Genomic DNA, 18,283 nt, shown 5'->3' with positions numbered 1-18,283 from the left:
GCGCCCAGGTGGTGCTGACACTCCGGTGGCGAAGGTTTTGCTGTGAGGCAACGACTCGAGCTTCCCGGAGGTTGTGCTGTGAGGCAACGATCAGGGGTTCGCGAAGGTTTTCAACGAGTCAACTCGAGTCCTTGACATGTCGCCGAGTCCGGTTAGCATCACGAGTACCCGAATGTTCGGTCCTCTGCCCGTGCGTCGACAGGATGCAAGCGAGGCGCGGCAGGGAAAAGGACATCTGCGCCACCAGCCGAGGAGGAAATCGTGAACGCACGTCACCTTGATCCCGCTGTGGAAGTGCCTGACGACGATAGGGTCGAGCAGTCGCTGGAGGTCGATCCGGAGGACGACTCGCTCTACGCCGACGATGTCGAGGAGGTGCCGACGACCTCCATGGTCGAGGCCGACCCCGGTGATGTCCTCGATCAGTCATTGGAAGTCGACCTCGACGATGGGGAGGACGAGATCATCTGATCCTCGGCGCGACCGACCGTACGCGAGATCGCCCGTCGCACCCGACCGGCGAACCCATCTTGCCCGGACGCGGCCTCACGGCCCCCGTACACGACGACGCCCGGCATTCTTCCAGGTCGAACCTGGAGGAATGCCGGGCGTCAGTCAGACCGTCAGCTTCGAGCACTGCATGAAACCCAGCAGTGCGTCAGTGGCCGGACGCGTCGGGTGGTGCGATCAGGCGGCGAGTGGAGTCGTCTCTCGCAGCGATGAGCCTGTGAACAGCACGGTGCGGCCGGTGGAGTCACAGATGGTGACTTCGCCCGACTCTTGTCGGCTGATCGTGGGATCGATGAGGCCTGCATGCTCGACGGCACGCTGCACCCATTGGGGGAACTGAGTCATCGGGTCCCTCCTTTCTCTCTTTGTTCTCTTTCAGCGAATGGCGCGCATCAACGCACGCGATTCTTGTCGTGTTCGAGTCGGTTGCCATCCGACGAAGTCGGCGGCGAACCGACTGGGGTTACCGCGGGATGGGTTGATTCACCACGGTGGGGGATTGCCTTGGCGAAGAGACACGAGTCCGTGGCCGATCATCTGCAAGACGAACAATCCGCTGAACTGTCATCCGTCGTGTTGGACGGTCAGCGTGTTCAATGAGGCCGGACGCCTTCGAAGGCAAGACATCAGCTTAACGGCATGGAGGATGAATAGTCAAATGCAAAGCGCTCTGGTCAGCCGAGACCGCAGAACGCGAGGGTGCGCCGCGTGCAGATGTCAGCGTGCGTGCTGGTTCTTCCTGACTCGCCTCCAGATGAGCAGGGAGACGCCCAGCAGCACGAGCCCGGCCGCCAGCAGGCCGAGTGGCAGATACTTCTCCGGTCCGATCCCCACCGACAGCGCGGAGTTCTCGCTGCCGTCCGCGTCGGGTTCTCCGGCCGGTTCCAGGCCGGCATCGGTCCCGGACGCCCGGGAGCCATCGGTCGCGGCGGAGCCGGCGGACCCCGCAACCCCACCGGCCTCGGTCGTCTTCGTCGCCTCCGCCTCGAGCGGCACGGTGCCGATGACCTGCGGATCCCTCTGGGCGAAGTCCCAGTCGAGGAGGTCGACGGCGGTCTGCCGCGAGCTGTTCTCGGCGCCGAGGAGTGCTGCGACGACGCGCCGGCCGTTGCGTTCGGCGACGGCGATGTACGCGCCCTTGGCAGTCGTCGTGTACCCGTTCTTCAGGCCCAGACCGCCGTCGACGCGACCGACGATCTTGGTGTGGTTCTGGATCTGGTAGCCCTTGAACTTCTCCTTCGTGCTGGGATTCGTGCCTCCCGGGAAGTCGTAGACCTCGGTGCCGACGACCTTCATCAGGTAGTCGTTCTCGCACACGGCCCGCGCGAGCTTCATCATGTCGCCGACCGTCGTGTACTGGTTGACATCGTCGAGCCCCGAGGTGTTGGCCGCATGAGTGTTCGTCATGCCGAGCTCGGCGGCTTTGCGATTCATCAGCGCGACGGCCTGCTCCTGACCACCGGCGGCCCGGCCGAGGGCGTTGGCCGCATCGTTGGCGCTCGACATCAGCATCGCGTGAAAGAGATCGTCGACGGTGTAGTCGTTCTGCTGCATGATCCCGACCTTCGTGCCGTCGATCTCCATGTCCTCGAACTCCGCCCGCACCTTCTGCTTCGGATCGTCGAGCACCTCGACGAGGGCGAGTGCGGTCAGCAGTTTGATCGTCGAGGCGGGCGCGTGCCTCTTCTCGATGTCATGGCTGACATGAAGCTCGCCCGAGTCCAGGTCGCCCACGGCCCACGACACTGCGACGGGCTCAGGCGGCTTCGCTCCGTCGCCGAGGTCGGCCGGGGTCTGATAGATCTTCTCCTGTTTCGGTGTCGCTGCGGCGGCCGGGACTCCGGTAGGGGAGAGGAGGGCCTGGGCGAGCACGAGGACAACGACGAGGGCACAGCCGAGGGCCCAGTGAGCGATGGGGAGGGAACGACGCATGCGCGTCAGTTTACGGTGGTCGTCGGGGTCGGGCTTTCAGGAACAGATGAGAAATGCGAAAGCGGCCGTGCACGTGATGTGCACGGCCGCTTCGGCGATTCTCAGATCCCGGTGGGACCCAGTGGGCTCAGAACGCGCGCTGCAGGATCGCCTGCTTCACCTCGGCGATGGCCTTGGTCACCTCGATGCCACGGGGGCACGCCTCGGTGCAGTTGAAGGTGGTGCGGCAGCGCCACACGCCTTCCTTGTCGTTGAGGATCTCCAGGCGCATGTCGCCGCCTTCGTCACGCGAGTCGAAGATGAATCGGTGGGCGTTGACGATTGCGGCTGGGCCGAAGTACTGGCCGTCGGTCCAGAACACGGGGCACGACGAGGTGCACGAGGCACAGAGGATGCACTTCGTGGTGTCGTCGAAGATCTCGCGCTGCTCCGCGGACTGCAGGCGCTCACGGGTCGGCTCATGGCCGGAGGTGATGAGGAACGGCATCACCTCCCGGTAGGACTGGAAGAAGGGCTCCATGTCGACGATGAGGTCCTTCTCCAGCGGCAGGCCCTTGATCGCCTCGACGGTGATCGGCTTGTTCGTGTCGAGGTCCTTGAGCAGGGTCTTGCAGGCCAGACGATTGCGGCCGTTGATGCGCATGGCGTCCGAACCGCAGACGCCGTGGGCACAGGAGCGGCGGAACGACAGCGAGCCATCGATCTCCCACTTGATCTTGTGCAGAGCATCGAGAACACGGTCGGTGCCGTACATGGTGACCTGGTAGTCCTCCCAATGCGGCGCCTCGTCGACCTCCGGGTCGAACCGAGCGATCCGGATGGTGCAGTCGAACGACGGGATCTCGCCTTCGCCGCCGGCCAGATGCTCGGGCAGTTCGACCTTCGAGGCCGGCTCCGGGGTATTGGTGTCCGTGCTCATCAGTACTTACGCTCCATCGGCTGGTAACGGGTGATGACCACCGGCTTCGTCTCCAGACGCATGCCGCGGATCCCGTCGGTCTCGGCGTCGGGATCGAGGTAGGTCATCGTGTGGTGCATGAAGTTCTCGTCGTCACGATCCGGGAAGTCCTCCCGGAAGTGTCCGCCGCGGGATTCCTTGCGGTGGATGGCGGCGACGGTGATCACCTCGGCGAGTTCGAGCAGGAAGCCCAGCTCCACGGCTTCGAGCAGGTCGAGGTTGTAGCGCTTGCCCCGGTCCTGGATGCCGATGTTGGCATACCGTTCGCGCAGCTTCGCGATCTCGTTGAGGGCCTCGCGCAGAGTCTCATCGGTGCGGAACACCTGGACGTTGGCATCCATGATGTTCTGCAGGTCCTTGCGGATGGCCCCGATGCGCTCAGTTCCGTCCGAGGTCCGCATCTTCTCGAGCATCGCGACGGTGTCGGCTTCCGGGCGCTCGGGCAGCGGCACCGAGTCCGCGCTCAGCGCGTACTCGGCGGCGGCGATGCCCGCACGCTTGCCGAAGACGTTGATGTCGAGCAGCGAGTTCGTGCCCAGACGGTTCGATCCGTGGACGGACACGCACGCGCATTCGCCGGCGGCGAAGAGCCCCGGGATGACGGTCTCGTTGTCCGCAAGCACCTCGGAGGCGATGTTGGTCGGGATTCCGCCCATGACGTAGTGCGCGGTGGGGAACACCGGCACCGGCTCCGTGTACGGTTCGACGCCGAGGTAGGTGCGGGCGAACTCGGTGATGTCGGGCAGCTTCGCATCGATGTGCGCGGGCTCGAGGTGGGTGAGGTCGAGGAGGACGTAGTCCTTGTTCGGACCGCAGCCACGACCTTCGCGCACCTCGTTGGCCATCGACCGGGCGACGATGTCACGCGGGGCGAGATCCTTGATGGTCGGGGCGTAGCGCTCCATGAAGCGCTCACCCTCGGAGTTGCGCAGGATCGCGCCCTCGCCGCGGGCCGCCTCGGAGAGGAGGATGCCCAGGCCTGCCAGACCGGTGGGATGGAACTGGAAGAACTCCATGTCCTCCAGCGGAATGCCGCGGTTGTAAGTCACGGCCATGCCGTCACCGGTGAGGGTGTGGGCGTTCGAGGTGGTCTTGAAGACCTTGCCGACGCCGCCGGTCGCGAAGACGACCGACTTCGCCTGGAAGACGTGGATCTCACCGGTGGCCAGTTCGTAGGCGACGACGCCGGCCGGACGGCGGACTCCGTCCTCCTCGGTCATGACGAGGTCGAGGACGTAGAACTCGTTGTAGAACTCCACCCCGTGCTTGACGCAGTTCTGGTAGAGGGTCTGGAGGATCATGTGACCGGTGCGGTCGGCCGCGTAGCAGGAGCGGCGCACCGGAGCCTTGCCGTGGTCACGAGTGTGGCCGCCGAAGCGGCGCTGGTCGATCCGGCCCTCGGGGGTCCGGTTGAAGGGAAGACCCATCTTCTCCAGGTCGAGGACGGCGTCGATGGCCTCCTTCGCCATCACCTCGGCGGCATCCTGGTCGACGAGGTAGTCACCGCCCTTGACGGTGTCGAAGGTGTGCCACTCCCAGTTGTCCTCTTCCACGTTCGCCAGGGCCGCGCACATACCGCCCTGGGCAGCGCCGGTGTGGGAGCGGGTGGGGTAGAGCTTGGTCAGGACAGCGGTCCTGGCGCGCTGGCCCGACTCGATCGCGGCGCGCATGCCTGCGCCGCCGGCGCCGACGATGACGACGTCGTAATGATGAACCTGCATGTTTCTCCTTTTAGCCGGCGTGGCAGAAGTTTGCCAGGAGCGCTGGATCAGCGCCGGCCGGGCAGGGATCGAAGGTGAAGATGACGAGGGTGCCGAGCACGATGATGACGGTTGCGGCGATGTAGAGGATCACCTGCAGGCTCATTCGGGTGCCGGGCTTCTCGGCGTAGTCCATGATGATGGTGCGCAGGCCGTTGGTGCCGTGCAGCATGGCCAGCCACAGCATCAGGAGGTCCCAGATCTGCCAGAAGGGGCTGGCCCACTTGCCGGCGACGAACCCGAAGTCGATGGCCTGGACGCCTTCGCCCACCCACAGGTTGACGAAGAGGTGGCCGAAGATGAGGATCACGAGCACGATGCCCGAGATGCGCATGAACAGCCACGCGAACATCTCGAACTTCGACCGTGAGGACTTGTGCCGCGAGTAACCGGTGCGGGGGGCCGGGATGGATGTCGTGCTCATGTCAGCCTCCGAAGGTGTGCATCAGCTGGCGGGGAATGAAGGCGATCATCACGATGAGCCACAGCACCATGGCACCCCAGAACAGCTTCTTCTGGTTTCTCGTGCCGCCCTTGGAGAAGTCGACGAGAATGACGCGCAGGCCGTTGAATGCATGGAATGCGATTGCGGCGACGAGGGCGATCTCACCGATGGCCATGAAAGGCGTCTTGTAGGTACCGATCACGGCGTTGTAGGCCTCGGGCGAGACGCGGACGAGGGCAGTATCGAGCACGTGGACCAGCAGGAAGAAGAAGATGCCGACGCCTGTGACGCGATGCGCGACCCAGGACCACATTCCTTCGTTTCCTCGGTACAGAGTGCCCGTAGACGCTTTGGCCACGGAGCATCCTCCATCTTGGATAATTCGACTGTGTACATCCAAAAACTACGCTCAACCCCGCCGGGTTGCCAGTCGGAGCGCTGTCCCGAGTGGCGGATCACACTCAACTTCCTGACAGTTCCCTCAAAACCGGCCATTCCCGGTCGATGCGTTTTCAATTACCGCACGGGGGTGTTCTCTAAATCAGCGGCTGTCCGACACGGCGGACAGCGTCGCTGAGACCGTGCTCGAACTTTGAGACACTGGAGGGGTGAACAGTCACTTCCATGCCATCATCCCCGCCGGCGGGTCCGGAACCCGGCTCTGGCCGCTCTCACGCAAGGCCTCTCCGAAGTTCCTCCACGACGTGCTGGGAACGGGGAGGAGCCTGCTCCAGTCGACCTGGGACCGCGTGGCCCCGATCGTCGGCGCGGACAACGTCTGGGTGGTGACCGGAGAGAACCACCTCGATCAGGTCGCGGCGCAGCTGCCCGAGATGCCTGCCGACCAGATCGTGGCCGAACCCTCGCCCAAGGACTCCGCTGCGGCGATCGGACTGGCGACGATGCTCATCGCCCGCTCCGACCCGGAGGCGATCGTCGGTTCGTTCTCCGCCGACCACTCCATCACCAACGTCGACGAATTCACCTCCGTCATCGCCCAGGCCTGCGCCGCCGCTGAGACCGGCGACATCGTCACCGTCGGCATCATGCCCAGTCAGCCCGCCACCGCGTACGGATACATCGAGACCGGGGAGCTGCTCGGCCTCGCCGGTGCGCCGAGCGCGCGCCGAGCCAAGGCGTTCGCGGAGAAGCCCGCGGCCAGCACCGCCCGTCGCTACGTCAACTCGGGCCGCTACCGATGGAACGCGGGCATGTTCATCGCCAGGGCCTCGGCGCTGCTCGAGATCCTCGAACACGAGGACCCGGCCCTGCACGCCGGGCTGGCGCGGATCGCCGCAGCGTGGGGGACCGAAGAGCAGAACGCCGTCCTCGCCGAGGTGTGGCCCGGCTTGGAGAAGAGAGCCATCGATTACGTCGTGGCCGAGCCCGCGGCTGCCGCAGGACGCGTCATCGTCATCCCCGGCGACTTCGGGTGGGACGACGTCGGGGACTTCGACTCCGTGGCCAGGCTGCGCCAGCCGGTGCCCGGCGAGCCGCAGGGAGTGATCTCCATCGGAGGCTCCTGCGACATCGTCGAGGTCGACGCCTCCGGGGTCGTGTTCTCCGAGCAGCCGCGCACCGTCGCGATCGTCGGCCTCGACGACCTCGTCGTCGTCGACACCGAGGATGTCCTCCTCATCACCTCCCGCTCACACGCGCAGGATGTGAAGAAGGCGGTGTCAGCGGCGGGGGAGCGAGGGCTCGAGGACCTGCTCTGAAAGTGGGGCAGTGTGTCGAAATTGGTCGCCAAACTCACTCCGATGACGTTGAATGTCTAGCATGACAGTCAATGTTTCTCGACCCCGAAGCGCTCCCGCAGGGAGATGCACTCCCTGAAGGACCAGACGTGATCGGCTCCATCATCGCTGACATCGAGGCAGAGCTCATCGAGTTCCGCCGCGACATCCATGCCCATCCCGAACTGTCCTTCCAGGAGTTCGGCACCACCGACAAGATCATCGCCCGCCTCGCCGCCGCCGGGCTCAGCCCCGAGCGCCTCGAGGGCACCGGCGTCGTCTGCGAGGTCGGGGACGGTCCGGTGGCGGTGGCGCTGCGCGCCGACATCGATGCCCTGCCCGTCGACGACCTCATCGACGCGGAGTTCAAGTCGACGGTTCCCGGCGTCGCCCACGCTTGCGGCCACGACGTGCACCTGACCGCCCTGATGGGCGCCGGCATCGCCCTCAAGCGGATCCACGACCTGAGTCCCGGGGGTCTCGGCGCCCGGGTCCGTCTGATCTTCCAGCCGGCGGAGGAGGTCACCCCCGGCGGTGCCCTGCGCGTCATCTCCCAGGGCGTCCTCGACGACGTTCCCGAGGTCTTCGCCATCCACTGCGACCCCAACGTCGACGTCGGGAAGGTCGGCTCCCGCATCGGCGCGATCACCGCGGCCGGGGACACCCTGATCATCCGCCTCAGCGGTCACGGCGGACACACCTCCAGGCCGCACCTGACCGAAGACCTCGTCTACGCCCTGGCCAAGCTCGCCACCGACCTCCCGTCGACGCTGAGCCGCCTCATCGATCCGCGGCATGCGATCTCACTCGTCTGGGGTGAGATCAGCTCCGGTCACGCCGCCAACGTCGTCCCCAGCGAGGGGCTGCTGCGTGGGACGCTGCGCTGCCTCGACGTGACCGGATGGAACCAGGTCGCCGAGGTGCTGCCTGAGCTCGTCGAGAGGATCGCCGGACCCTACGGGGTCAAGGTCGAGCTCGATCACCGCCGCGGGGTGCCGCCGGTCGTCAACACCGAGGAGCAGGTCACCCTGGTCGAAGCGGCGGTGCGCGGGGAGTTGGGCGAAGGTTCGGTGCTGCTGACACCGCAGTCGATGGGCGGGGAGGACTTCGCCTGGTTCCTCACCCACTGCCCGGGCGCCCTGGTGCGCGTGGGCACCCGCACCCCCGGCGGCATCACCTATGACCTCCACCAGGGCGACCTGCTCATCGACGAGGACAGCGTGGCGATCGCGGCCCGGATCTTCGCCGCGACCGCACTGAGATCGATCCAGACGCGGCGCTGAGCTGCGGCCTGGACTGGAGACTCCTGCGGCCCGGACGGGGGACGCCGGGGCCTGGACGGGGGACTCAGGGTGAGCCGATAACCTTGGACCCTATGAGAGCGACGGGCCTGAGAGCGACACTGACTGCCGGGTTCGGCGTGCTGAGCCTGCTGACCCTGGTCGGTTGCACGGTGGCGACGCCGGAGGCGGTCGAGGAACCCACCATCGGGTGCATGATCTCGGCCCCGGCGGGATTCGACGACCATTCCGCGGGTGCCCTGACCCTGGCGGAGACGCAGCGGGCGCGGGCGGCGGGGATCTTCTCGAGCACCTCGAGCCAGCGGGTCTCGGACGGGTCTGCCACCTCGGCGGCCCTGAAGCGGATGAGCGACCAGGGATGCGCACTGACCACGGTCATCGGGCCGGGAGGCGCCGACGAGCTGCGCGAACACGCGGTGGACCATCCCGACCAGGTCTTCCTCGGGATCGCCAGCGGCCGCGACGACTTCCCCGACAACGTGCTGAGCATGGACTTCGACCTCGTTCCCGCCGCCTTCATCGCCGGCTACACGGCGGCGACGGCCAGTGAGACCGGGAAGGTCGCCGCCCTCGTCTCCCGCGGATTCCCGCAGGGGGAGGACATCCTCGACGCCTTCGATGCCGGCGTCGACCTGCACAACAAGGAGAAGGACGACGAGGACGCCCCCGACGTCAAGTCCTACCGGGAGTCGCGGATCGGGGGCCGGACAGTTGACGACACCGACCGAGGCGGCCGCCGCTTCTTCGACACCGCCGTCGACGCGGACGCCGACGTCGTCGTGCCGTTCGGCTCCGCAGCCTCCATGGGCGTGATCACCGCCGCCACCGAGTCGCACCTGAACGCGAGCACCGCAGAGCCCTGCGGGGACGACGACTCCGAGGAGGTCCTGCCGAAGGTCATCTGGTACGGCGCCTCCGGGGCCTTCAGCGACGCGATCATCGCGACGATCGAACCGAACATCCGCCGTGGCCTGCGGACCATCTTCCCGCAGTGGCCGCAGAGCCGGAACCCCGACGAGGTGGCCGAACGCTCCGACACGAAGCCCGAGGATGTGGGCGGATTCCTCGTCGCCGATCGACGCTACGAGGGAACGATCTCCAACGGCGGAGTGGTCATCACGGCCGAGGACGGCTTCCTCTCCAGGGTCTCCGACGCCGGCCGCAACATCTCCGACCTCCGCGAGCGGATCAAGAGCGGGGACATCGACCCGCAGAAGTCGTAGACGCGCCTGTTTGTCAGCAGGGGTCGGCGATCCTCAGCTGAGCGCGCACCGAATCCGATAGTCTGTTGAGGTGTTGAATAATCCCGCCGGAGTCGCAGCAGACGACCCCATCCTGCAGTTGCCCAAAGTCTCCCTCCATGACCACCTCGACGGCGGTCTGCGTCCTGCCACGATGATCGAGTTGGCAGAGAAGATCGGCCATCGGCTGCCGGCCACCGAGCCGGAGGCGCTGGGTCAGTGGTTCAGCGATTCCGCGAACTCGGGAGATCTGGTCCGCTACCTCGAGACCTTCACCCACACCGTGGCGCTCATGCAGAACCGCGAGGGGCTGGCCCGCGTGGCCAAGGAATGGGTCCTCGATCAGGTGGCTGACGGCGTGTTCTACGCCGAGGCGCGCTGGGCGCCCGAACAGCATCTGGAAGGCGGACTCGAACTCGACGACGTCGTCGAAGCCGTCCAGGAAGGGCTTGAGGCCGGAGTGGCCGAAGCCTCCGCAGAGGGGAAGTTCATCCGAGTCGGCCAGATCATCACGGCGATGCGGCAGGCCGACAACTCGCTGGCGATCGCCGAGCTCGCGATCCGGCACCGGGAGCGGGGCTCGGACTCCGGCGTCGTCGGCTTCGACATCGCCGGTCCCGAGAACGGCTTCCCGCCCTCGACGCATCTGTCTGCCTTCAACGCCCTGCACCAGGCCTTCGTCCCGGTGACGATCCATGCCGGTGAGGCCGCGGGCAAGGACTCCATCCACGAGGCGGTGGCCATCTGCCATGCCCAGCGCATCGGCCACGGGGCGCGCATCGTCGAGGACATGGACATCGTCGACGGCCAGGGTCAGCTGGGCCGACTGGCCGAGTGGATCCTTGACCAGCAGATCCCGCTCGAACTCTGCCCCAGCTCCAACCTGCAGACCGACATCGGCGGCACGATCGCCGACCACCCGATCACCGGGCTCAAGGACCTCGGCTTCGCCGTCACCATCAACCCCGACAACCGGCTGATGTCGGGCACCTCGGTCAGCCGCGAGATGCGTCTGCTCGTCGACGAGGCCGGCTGGACCCAGACCGACCTCGAATGGGCGACGGTCAACGCGATCACCGCCGCCTTCCTGCCCCTTGACGTGCGCGAGCGGATGCTCGACGAGATCCTCATCCCCGGGTTCGCCCGGGTCAACGTGTGAGCTCGGGGTCCAGGATGAGTGCGAACGAATCGACCGGGAGCCCGGGTTCGGGCGGAAGTCCGGGTCCGGGCGGGCCAGCCGGCCGCGCGCCCCGTGCGATGCTGCTCGTCGTGGGAGTCCTCGGCCTGCAAGCCGCCGGACTGGTCGCGGCCGCGGTGTCGTTCGTCGTCGCCGCATTCACGGCCGGCGGCCTCGCGGGCTCGCTGCTCGGCCTGGCGGTGATGTTCCTCGTCTTCGCCGCCGGCATCGCGGCAGCCGCCCGCGGGTCCTGGCGTCTGCACCGCTGGGCGCGTCCGGCGGCGATCGCCTTCGAACTCCTCGTCGTCCTCTTCGGCGTCAACATCCTCGGCGGAGCGCTGTGGCTGGGTCTGGCGGCGATCGTCTCGGCTGCCGCCGTCATCATCGGCTACTTCCTGCCCCCGGTCGTCGACGCCTACAACCGGGCGCTCGCGGACTGAGGTCACTCCCGCGGCGGGGTCCAGTTCTGCACCGCTGCCGCAGCACCTGCGGCGAGGCTCGGCGGCAGCGGGCGCAGGAGGGCGTTGCGCAGCCCGGCGAGGACCCGGGATTCTGTCTGGAACACCTTCCCGACCAGGTATGACTTCCGTGCGATGTCCTGACTGCGCGCTCTCCGCAGGTCCTCGTAGCGTCTGAGCACGTCCTCCAGCCGGGATCGGTCGTCGAGCCGTCCCGGATCGCCGCCTCTGCCGCTGACCAGCACCGCCAGGGTGGCCGCATCCTCGAGCGCCTGTCCTCCACCCTGGCCCAGGTTCGGCGTCATCGCATGGGCGGCGTCGCCGAGGAGGACGATGCGTCCCGCGTGATAGCTCGGCAGCGGTGCGCCCAGATCGCAGATCGGTGTCCGGTGGATCGCTTCGGCCTCAGTCGCCTCGACCAAATCCATGATCGGCGCGTGCCAACCGGAGAACAGCTGCTCGACCGTCGACTTCTCATCGGGGAAGACGGCATCCTGGGGCATGTTCGCGACCGCGAACCAGTAGACCCGACCATCGGCCAGGGGAGCGATGCCGAACCGCCGACCACGCCCGACGGTCTCTCCGGCCTCCCCGCCCAGATCCACCGGCCCGGTCGTGATGCCGCGCCATGCCGAGTAGCCGGAGTAGCGGATCGGGTGCTCCGGTGCGAGAGCCTCGCGGACCCGACTGTGGATGCCGTCGGCTCCCACCACCAGATCGAAACTCTCGACGTGACCGTTCGCGCGGGTCACAGTGCCGTCCATCGACGCGGAGACGATGTCGGTGCCGCACCGGACGATGTCTGGTCCGAGTTCGGCGGACAGGATGCGGTGGAGGTCGGCTCGGTCGACGATGCGCAGCTCTCCGACCGATTCGGTGGGGACCTGGGTGATCCAGGCTCCGTCAGGGCGACGCTGCCCCGCGGTGATTCCTTCGACACCCCTGTCGGTGACGGAGGTGAAGGCGGGACCGAGGCCGAGGCTCTCGAGAGCTCGGATTCCGTTCGCGAACACGGACAGTCCGGAGCCGCCGGCGCGCACCTCGGCGGACTTCTCGAACACCGTGACCTGAGCCCCGGATCGCTTCAGCCCGATGGCCGCAGACAGGCCCCCGATTCCGGCGCCGACGACCGCGATCCGCATGGCTTCTGCTGCTGTGTCTGCTACTGCTGGAGGTAGGGTTCGCAGGCTTCGGTGAGGAAGTCCCCGGCGACTCCGCCCTCCTCGTTGAGGCTGACCGCCGTCTGCTGGATTCCCCACCAGACCCGAGGTGAGCCGCCCCACTGCAGTCGCATGTCCTCTCGCTTCCCGGGAGCAGCCGCCAGGTCGTCGGCGGCCTGGGTGATCCGTTCGTGCGCGTCCTCGGTGGTGCAGCGGGTCTTGTCGTCAGGGCTCTTCGGGTCGAGTTCGGGGATGTCCTCGGAGTTCACGGTCTTCAGCCGGTAGGCGGATCCTCCCACCTCCTCCACGGTGAAGGTGCCGTGGAGGAGCAGGAAGGGCGACTGCTCACGATCGACGTTCTTCGCGTCGAGGGTCACACTCACGCTGTCCGGGGAGTCCGCGGTCACGGTGACCTCTCCGGTTTCGGGCAGATCGGGGTTGGCGGTGTGGACCCACACCTTGAGGTACGCCTCCGACTTCGAGGAGGCCGCCTCGGCGAGGCCCTTCCACAGCGGGTCGGCATCCTTCGCGCCTCCCGGGGAGGAATCGACGATGTTCACCGGGGGAGCGCTGTCCGGGGTCTCGACCGGGGTGACCTCCTCCGGGCTGAGCGAGGGGCGGGGTTCGGGACGGGTGTCTCCCGCGGTGGACACGCAGCCGGTGGTGGCCAGCACTGCGGCAGCGGACAGGAGGGCAAGTGAGCGAATACGCATGGTTCCTCGAGAAGTGGTCGTGGCGGTGCTTGTCACCCAGCCTAGAACGGGCCAGTGCTCCCCGCCCGGCGGACGCGCTGGCCGACACCGGATTGCCGAGGCGCATCAGGTGGACCGGCCCGGAGCGGACGCCGGTGTCGGCATCGGGACGTCGGTGGTGGGCCCCGGGGGGCCGGGGTCAGTCCTCGTCGGCGTCGAAACCGGTGGAGAGGATCCGCAGCAGGGAGGCGAGCTTGCGCTGCTGGGCGGGAGTGAGATCGGCGAGGATCTCCTGTTCGCGTTCGAGCAGCCCGGCCAGTGAGTTGTCCACGGTGGCGCGGCCGGACGCGGTCAGGCGCACGAGGACTCCGCGGCGATCGTCGGGATCCGGCAGTCGTTCGACCCACCCGGCGGTGACGAGGCGGTCGATCCGGTTCGTCATCGTGCCGCTGGTCACCAGCGTCTCCTGGAGCAGGCTCGAGGGAGAGAGCTGGTAGGGCTCACCGGACCGGCGCAGGGCAGAGAGCACGTCGAAGGCCCAGACTTCAATGCCGTAATCGGTGAAGCTTGCTTTCCGGGCCAGGTCCAGCTGTCGGGACAGCCGTGTCACCCGGGAGAGAATCTCCATCGGGGACACGTCGAGATCCGGGCGCTCATGGCGCCACGCCGCGACAATCCGATCGACCTCATCCATGGTCCGATTTTACGTCCACATCAAGAATCTTGACGACAAAGATACTTTTTCTCGAGAGATTCGCAACTGAAGTGGCCTGCGGGTTTGGAGACACGGGTGTGGATGGGAATAAAGTGGGAGGCGGTTGTTGCATCCGTCAACGCAGCTGCGGGGCCAGAAGGGTCCGCAGAAGAAACGAAGGAAGACACGTGGATCTTTTCGAGTATCAAGCACGTGACCTGTTCGAGAAGCACGGTGTGCCCGTGCTCAAGGCCCAGGTCGCGACGACACCAGCAGAAGCGAAGAAGGCAGCCGAGGAACTCGGCGGCGGAACCGTCGTCGTCAAGTCTCAGGTGAAGATCGGCGGCCGAGGCAAGGCCGGCGGTGTCAAAGTCGCGAAGAACCCCGATGAGGCAGAAGCTCGGGCGGAGGAGATCCTGGGCCTCGACATCAAAGGGCACATCACCGAGAAGGTGATGATCGCCGAAGGTGCGGACATCGCCGAAGAGTACTACTTCTCGGTCCTCCTCGATCGCTCCAACCGCACCTACCTCGCGATGTGCTCGAAGGAAGGCGGCGTCGAGATCGAGCAGCTGGCCGAAGAGCGCCCTGAAGCCCTGGGCAAGGTCCCGGTCAACGCGATCGACGGTATCGATGCCGCGAAGGCCGAGGAGATCGCCGCCGCAGCAGGCTTCGACGCCGACACCGCGGCCAAGGTGGCCCCCGTGCTGACCAAGCTGTGGACCGTGTTCGCCGAAGAGGATGCAACCCTCGTCGAGGTCAACCCGCTGGTCAAGACCGGTGCCGGTGAGATCATCGCCCTCGACGGCAAGGTCTCACTCGACGAAAACGCCGACTTCCGTCAGCCCGAGCACGCCGAACTCGTCGACATCAGCGCCGAGGATCCCCTGGAGCTCAAGGCCAAGAAGCTCGACCTCAACTACGTCAAGCTCGACGGCCAGGTCGGAATCATCGGCAACGGCGCAGGACTCGTCATGTCGACCCTCGACGTCGTCGCCTATGCCGGTGAGAATCACGGCGGAGTCAAGCCCGCCAACTTCCTCGACATCGGAGGCGGCGCCTCCGCCGAGGTGATGGCCAACGGCCTCGACGTCATCCTCGGCGACGAGCAGGTCGAAAGCGTCTTCGTCAACGTCTTCGGCGGCATCACCGCCTGTGACGCGGTGGCCAACGGCATCGTCAAGGCCCTCGAGATCCTCGGCGATTCGGCCACGAAGCCCCTCGTCGTCCGCCTCGACGGAAACAACGTCGAAGAGGGCCGCAAGATCCTCGCCGACGCCGCTCACCCCCTCGTCACTCTGACCGACACCATGGACGGTGGAGCCGACAAGGCCGCCGAACTGGCTGCCGCTGCCAAGTAAGGAACACACACATGTCTATCTTCCTGAATTCCGATTCGAAGATCATCGTCCAGGGCATCACCGGCGGCGAGGGCACCAAGCACACCGCGCGGATGCTCGCAGCCGGCTCGAATGTCGTCGGCGGAGTCAACGCCCGCAAGGCCGGGTCCACCGTCAAGCACAATGACAAGGACGGCAACGAGGTCGAGTTGCCCGTGTTCGCCTCCGTCTCCGAGGCGATGGAGGCCACCGGCGCCGATGTGTCCGTGGCGTTCGTGCCCCCGGCGTTCTCCAAGGACGCCGCGATCGAGGCCATCGATGCGAAGATCGGCCTGCTGGTCATCATCACCGAGGGCATCCCCGTCCAGGACTCCGCCGAGGTCTGGGCCCGCGCCCAGGCGGCGGGCAATGCGACCCGCATCATCGGCCCCAACTGCCCGGGCATCATCTCCCCGGAGGAGTCGCTGGCCGGCATCATCCCGGCGAACATCACGAAGAAGGGAAAGCTCGGCCTCGTCTCGAAGTCCGGCACGCTGACCTATCAGATGATGTACGAACTGCGTGACCTCGGCTTCTCCACCGCCATCGGCATCGGCGGCGACCCGGTCATCGGCACCACCCACATCGACGCCCTCGAGGCCTTCGAGAAGGACCCGGAGACCGAGGCCATCGTCATGATCGGTGAGATCGGTGGCGACGCCGAAGAGCGTGCCGCGGCCTACATCAAGGAGAACGTGACGAAGCCGGTCGTCGGCTACGTCGCCGGCTTCACCGCTCCCGAGGGCAAGACCATGGGCCACGCCGGCGCCATCGTCTCCGGCTCCTCGGGAACCGCCCAGGCCAAGAAGGAAGCGCTCGAAGCGGCCGGCGTCAAGGTCGGCAAGACCCCGACCGAGACCGCCGAGCTCATGCGCGAACTCCTCGCCTGATCCTCGCTCAAGTAAGCTGCCCGTCTCCCCGCGTGGGAGGCGGGCAGCGTCTTTTCTGCCGGTTCAACGACGGCGAGCGGCTGCACTCGCACCGGCCAAATCTCCCCGCACCGGCCAAATCTCCCCGCAACGTCTGAATCACCCAGTCGGCCTCGCACCGCCTACACCTGGCCGCAATTCGCACCTGTGCACCGAGGGGAATTGGGGCCAGCGGCGGAAATTGGGAGAGGGCTGGTCCTCGTCGAGGTGGGAACTGGGCGGATTTCGCTCAGGGCCGTTGCCGTCCCCAGGGTTAGGCGCGCCGGTGGGCGACCTCGCCGTCGACGAGTGTGAGTGCGGCGTCGGCCCCGATGAGCTGCGCTGGTTCGGTGCACCGCGGATCAAAGTCCCAGACGACGAGGTTCGCGCGATGCCCGGCCTGGAGCGAGCCGAACTCGTGCTCCCTCCCTGTGGCACGGGCACCGCCGAAGGTGAGTGCCTCGAGTGCCTCGGCGGGGGAGAAGACCCGTTCCGGACGATAGGCGTCCCGAGCGGGCTCGAGCACCGAGCGGGCTGTGGTGGCGATGAACAGATTGTCGAAGGACTCATGCGGGGCAGTCGGTGCATCAGTGCCGAGTGCGATCGGGACTCCGGCCGCCCGGAACTTGTGCCAAGGGAAGCCCGCTTCCGACCGGGGCTCGCCCAACTGTGCCTTCCAGTTGTCGAGGATCGCTGGATCGCAGTGCACCGGCTGCATGGAGGCTGTGACCCCCAGTGCCGCCATGCGCGCGATGGTGTCGTCGGCGACGTACTCGAGATGTTCGACCCGGGGTCTGCGGGAGGAGCGGGGACCGTTGACCTGCACGCAGGCCTCGACCATGTCGAGCGCGATCGTCGAGGCTTCGTCGCCGATCGCGTGCATCGCCAGCTGCAGGCCCTCGGCGTCGCAGGCCACCGCTATCGGAAGAGCGAACTCACGTTCCCATATCGGTCCCGGTGCCTCGCCATTGGCATAGGGATCGCGCATGGCCGCGGTGCAGGCGTCGATGACCCCGTCGAGGATGAACTTCACGCCGACGATGGACAGCCACTTCTCGCCCCAGCGCCGAGCGATCTCCTCACGGGCCCGCAGCACCTCGGCGACCTGGGCGAGATCCGCAGTTCGGTCGCCAGTGGCGGTGAGCATCCAGTGGGCGGTGACCGGGAACGGGAGGCGACCGTCGCGTTCGAGCCGGCGGATGAAGACACTGAGGTCTCCCGGTCCGAAGGCCATGTCCGTGGCCGCTGTGACACCTGTGCGCAGATAGGCGCTGAAGGCGTTGTCGAGATACCGATCGCGATCGGTTTCCCCGGCGACCGCCTCGGCGTAGGCCCAGGCATACTGCACCGCTGCGGTCTCGAGCAGGAAGCCGGTGGCGTGTCCCTCGTCGTCCCGGACGATCTCGCCACCGACGGGGTTGGGAGTGTCATCCGTGATGCCCATCGCTTCCAGAGCCGCGGAGTTCACCCACGCGGAGTGGAGATCATTCGCGTCGAGGATGACAGGCACATCATCGACGACAGCATCGAGCATCGCCGCAGTAGGCCGCTGTCCGGGTGCGAAGATGTCGAATCTCCAGCTCACGCCCTGGATCCGCGGTGTCTGTGGATTGCGGGCATACGCGGAGCGGAGGCGATCCTGCACCTCGGCGACCGATCCGCAGTCGCGCAGACCCACCTTGTCGAGCGCCTCGCCGAGCATGAGCATATGCGCATGCGACTCCGTGATCCCGGGCGTGACGAAAGCTCCGCCGAGGTCGACATCGCGGGCTCCCTCGCCTGCGATCGCTGCAACTGTCCGATCCTCGCCGACAGCGACGAGGCGACCGTCTGTGACTGCGAGCGCTTGGGCGGGGGCCGGGCGACCGTCCCCAATGAACACGGTCGCATTGCGGTAGACGGTGGTTGTCATGGTGTGGCTCCTGGGTTTGG

At 66.6% G+C, this 18,283-nt stretch carries 18 protein-coding genes; 8 read left to right on the top strand and 10 right to left on the bottom strand.

Annotation, left to right across the window (positions count from 1 at the left end; translation table 11 throughout):
• The first annotated feature begins 261 nt into the window (after positions 1 to 261).
• Complete coding sequence (locus RIT73_RS12655) at positions 262 to 471, top strand: hypothetical protein (protein ID WP_309132433.1); 210 nt, start codon at positions 262 to 264, stop codon at positions 469 to 471.
• 216 nt (positions 472 to 687) lie between these two features.
• On the opposite strand, the gene RIT73_RS12650 is transcribed toward RIT73_RS12655, so the two are convergent.
• From RIT73_RS12650 to sdhC, 6 genes are all read right to left on the bottom strand, one after another.
• Complete coding sequence (locus tag RIT73_RS12650) at positions 688 to 855, bottom strand: hypothetical protein (RefSeq protein WP_309132432.1); 168 nt, start codon at positions 853 to 855, stop codon at positions 688 to 690.
• A gap of 372 nt (positions 856 to 1,227) precedes the next feature.
• The gene (locus RIT73_RS12645) at positions 1,228 to 2,442 is read right to left on the bottom strand and encodes a serine hydrolase (RefSeq protein ID WP_309132431.1); all 1,215 of its coding nucleotides are present in this window, start codon (positions 2,440 to 2,442) and stop codon (positions 1,228 to 1,230) included.
• Between the two features lie 127 nt (positions 2,443 to 2,569).
• Positions 2,570 to 3,361: a succinate dehydrogenase iron-sulfur subunit gene (locus RIT73_RS12640; RefSeq protein WP_309132430.1), complete on the bottom strand. Its 792-nt coding sequence runs from the start codon at positions 3,359 to 3,361 to the stop codon at positions 2,570 to 2,572.
• The gene (sdhA, locus tag RIT73_RS12635; RefSeq protein WP_309132429.1) at positions 3,361 to 5,121 is read right to left on the bottom strand and encodes a succinate dehydrogenase flavoprotein subunit; all 1,761 of its coding nucleotides are present in this window, start codon (positions 5,119 to 5,121) and stop codon (positions 3,361 to 3,363) included. The genes RIT73_RS12640 and sdhA overlap by 1 nt, the downstream gene beginning before the upstream one ends.
• A 10-nt stretch (positions 5,122 to 5,131) precedes the next feature.
• A complete protein-coding gene (locus RIT73_RS12630; protein ID WP_309132428.1) occupies positions 5,132 to 5,584 on the bottom strand; it encodes a succinate dehydrogenase hydrophobic membrane anchor subunit in 453 nt (150 codons plus the stop codon).
• A gap of 1 nt (position 5,585) precedes the next feature.
• Positions 5,586 to 5,963, bottom strand: coding sequence for a succinate dehydrogenase, cytochrome b556 subunit (gene sdhC, locus RIT73_RS12625; RefSeq protein WP_309132427.1), 378 nt, complete (start codon positions 5,961 to 5,963; stop codon positions 5,586 to 5,588).
• A 250-nt stretch (positions 5,964 to 6,213) separates the two neighbouring features.
• Here sdhC and RIT73_RS12620 point away from each other — a divergent pair, with 250 nt between their 5' ends.
• The 5 genes from RIT73_RS12620 (at position 6,214) to RIT73_RS12600 (ending at position 11,500) form a co-directional block, all read left to right on the top strand.
• Entirely contained in the window at positions 6,214 to 7,323 is a 1,110-nt protein-coding gene (locus RIT73_RS12620; protein WP_309132426.1) for a mannose-1-phosphate guanylyltransferase, read from the top strand.
• Between the two features lie 128 nt (positions 7,324 to 7,451).
• A complete protein-coding gene (locus RIT73_RS12615) occupies positions 7,452 to 8,624 on the top strand; it encodes an amidohydrolase (protein ID WP_309132425.1) in 1,173 nt (390 codons plus the stop codon).
• A 92-nt stretch (positions 8,625 to 8,716) separates the two neighbouring features.
• Positions 8,717 to 9,865 (top strand): BMP family ABC transporter substrate-binding protein, encoded by a 1,149-nt coding sequence (locus RIT73_RS12610; protein WP_309132424.1) that lies wholly within the window; start codon positions 8,717 to 8,719, stop codon positions 9,863 to 9,865.
• A 70-nt stretch (positions 9,866 to 9,935) separates the two neighbouring features.
• Positions 9,936 to 11,042 carry an adenosine deaminase gene (locus tag RIT73_RS12605; protein WP_309132423.1) on the top strand — a complete coding sequence of 369 codons (1,107 nt, stop codon included), beginning with the start codon at positions 9,936 to 9,938 and terminating at the stop codon, positions 11,040 to 11,042.
• A 14-nt stretch (positions 11,043 to 11,056) separates the two neighbouring features.
• Complete coding sequence (locus tag RIT73_RS12600) at positions 11,057 to 11,500, top strand: hypothetical protein (RefSeq protein ID WP_309132422.1); 444 nt, start codon at positions 11,057 to 11,059, stop codon at positions 11,498 to 11,500.
• A gap of 2 nt (positions 11,501 to 11,502) precedes the next feature.
• On the opposite strand, the gene RIT73_RS12595 is transcribed toward RIT73_RS12600, so the two are convergent.
• The 3 genes from RIT73_RS12595 to RIT73_RS12585 form a co-directional block, all read right to left on the bottom strand.
• Complete coding sequence (locus RIT73_RS12595) at positions 11,503 to 12,660, bottom strand: FAD-dependent monooxygenase (protein WP_309132421.1); 1,158 nt, start codon at positions 12,658 to 12,660, stop codon at positions 11,503 to 11,505.
• 20 nt (positions 12,661 to 12,680) lie between these two features.
• Entirely contained in the window at positions 12,681 to 13,391 is a 711-nt protein-coding gene (locus RIT73_RS12590; protein ID WP_309132420.1) for a hypothetical protein, read from the bottom strand.
• A 178-nt stretch (positions 13,392 to 13,569) separates the two neighbouring features.
• Positions 13,570 to 14,064: a MarR family transcriptional regulator gene (locus RIT73_RS12585; RefSeq protein ID WP_309132419.1), complete on the bottom strand. Its 495-nt coding sequence runs from the start codon at positions 14,062 to 14,064 to the stop codon at positions 13,570 to 13,572.
• A gap of 188 nt (positions 14,065 to 14,252) precedes the next feature.
• On the opposite strand from RIT73_RS12585, the gene sucC reads away from it, so the two are divergent.
• Together sucC and sucD are read left to right on the top strand one after the other, a co-directional pair.
• Positions 14,253 to 15,425 carry an ADP-forming succinate--CoA ligase subunit beta gene (gene sucC / locus RIT73_RS12580; RefSeq protein WP_375295009.1) on the top strand — a complete coding sequence of 391 codons (1,173 nt, stop codon included), beginning with the start codon at positions 14,253 to 14,255 and terminating at the stop codon, positions 15,423 to 15,425.
• A gap of 11 nt (positions 15,426 to 15,436) precedes the next feature.
• Positions 15,437 to 16,333, top strand: a complete 897-nt coding sequence (sucD, locus tag RIT73_RS12575; protein ID WP_309132418.1) for a succinate--CoA ligase subunit alpha — start codon at positions 15,437 to 15,439, stop codon at positions 16,331 to 16,333.
• 292 nt (positions 16,334 to 16,625) lie between these two features.
• Here the strand turns inward: sucD and RIT73_RS12570 are convergent, their stop codons facing one another.
• Entirely contained in the window at positions 16,626 to 18,263 is a 1,638-nt protein-coding gene (locus tag RIT73_RS12570) for an amidohydrolase (protein ID WP_309132417.1), read from the bottom strand.
• Positions 18,264 to 18,283: the final 20 nt, after the last annotated feature.

The sequence above is a fragment of the Brevibacterium sp. genome (genome assembly GCF_031179145.1).
GTDB lineage: Bacteria > Actinomycetota > Actinomycetes > Actinomycetales > Brevibacteriaceae > Brevibacterium.
The sequence above is the reverse complement of the archived record's forward strand: the minus strand, read 5'-3'. Positions and strand labels throughout refer to the sequence as shown.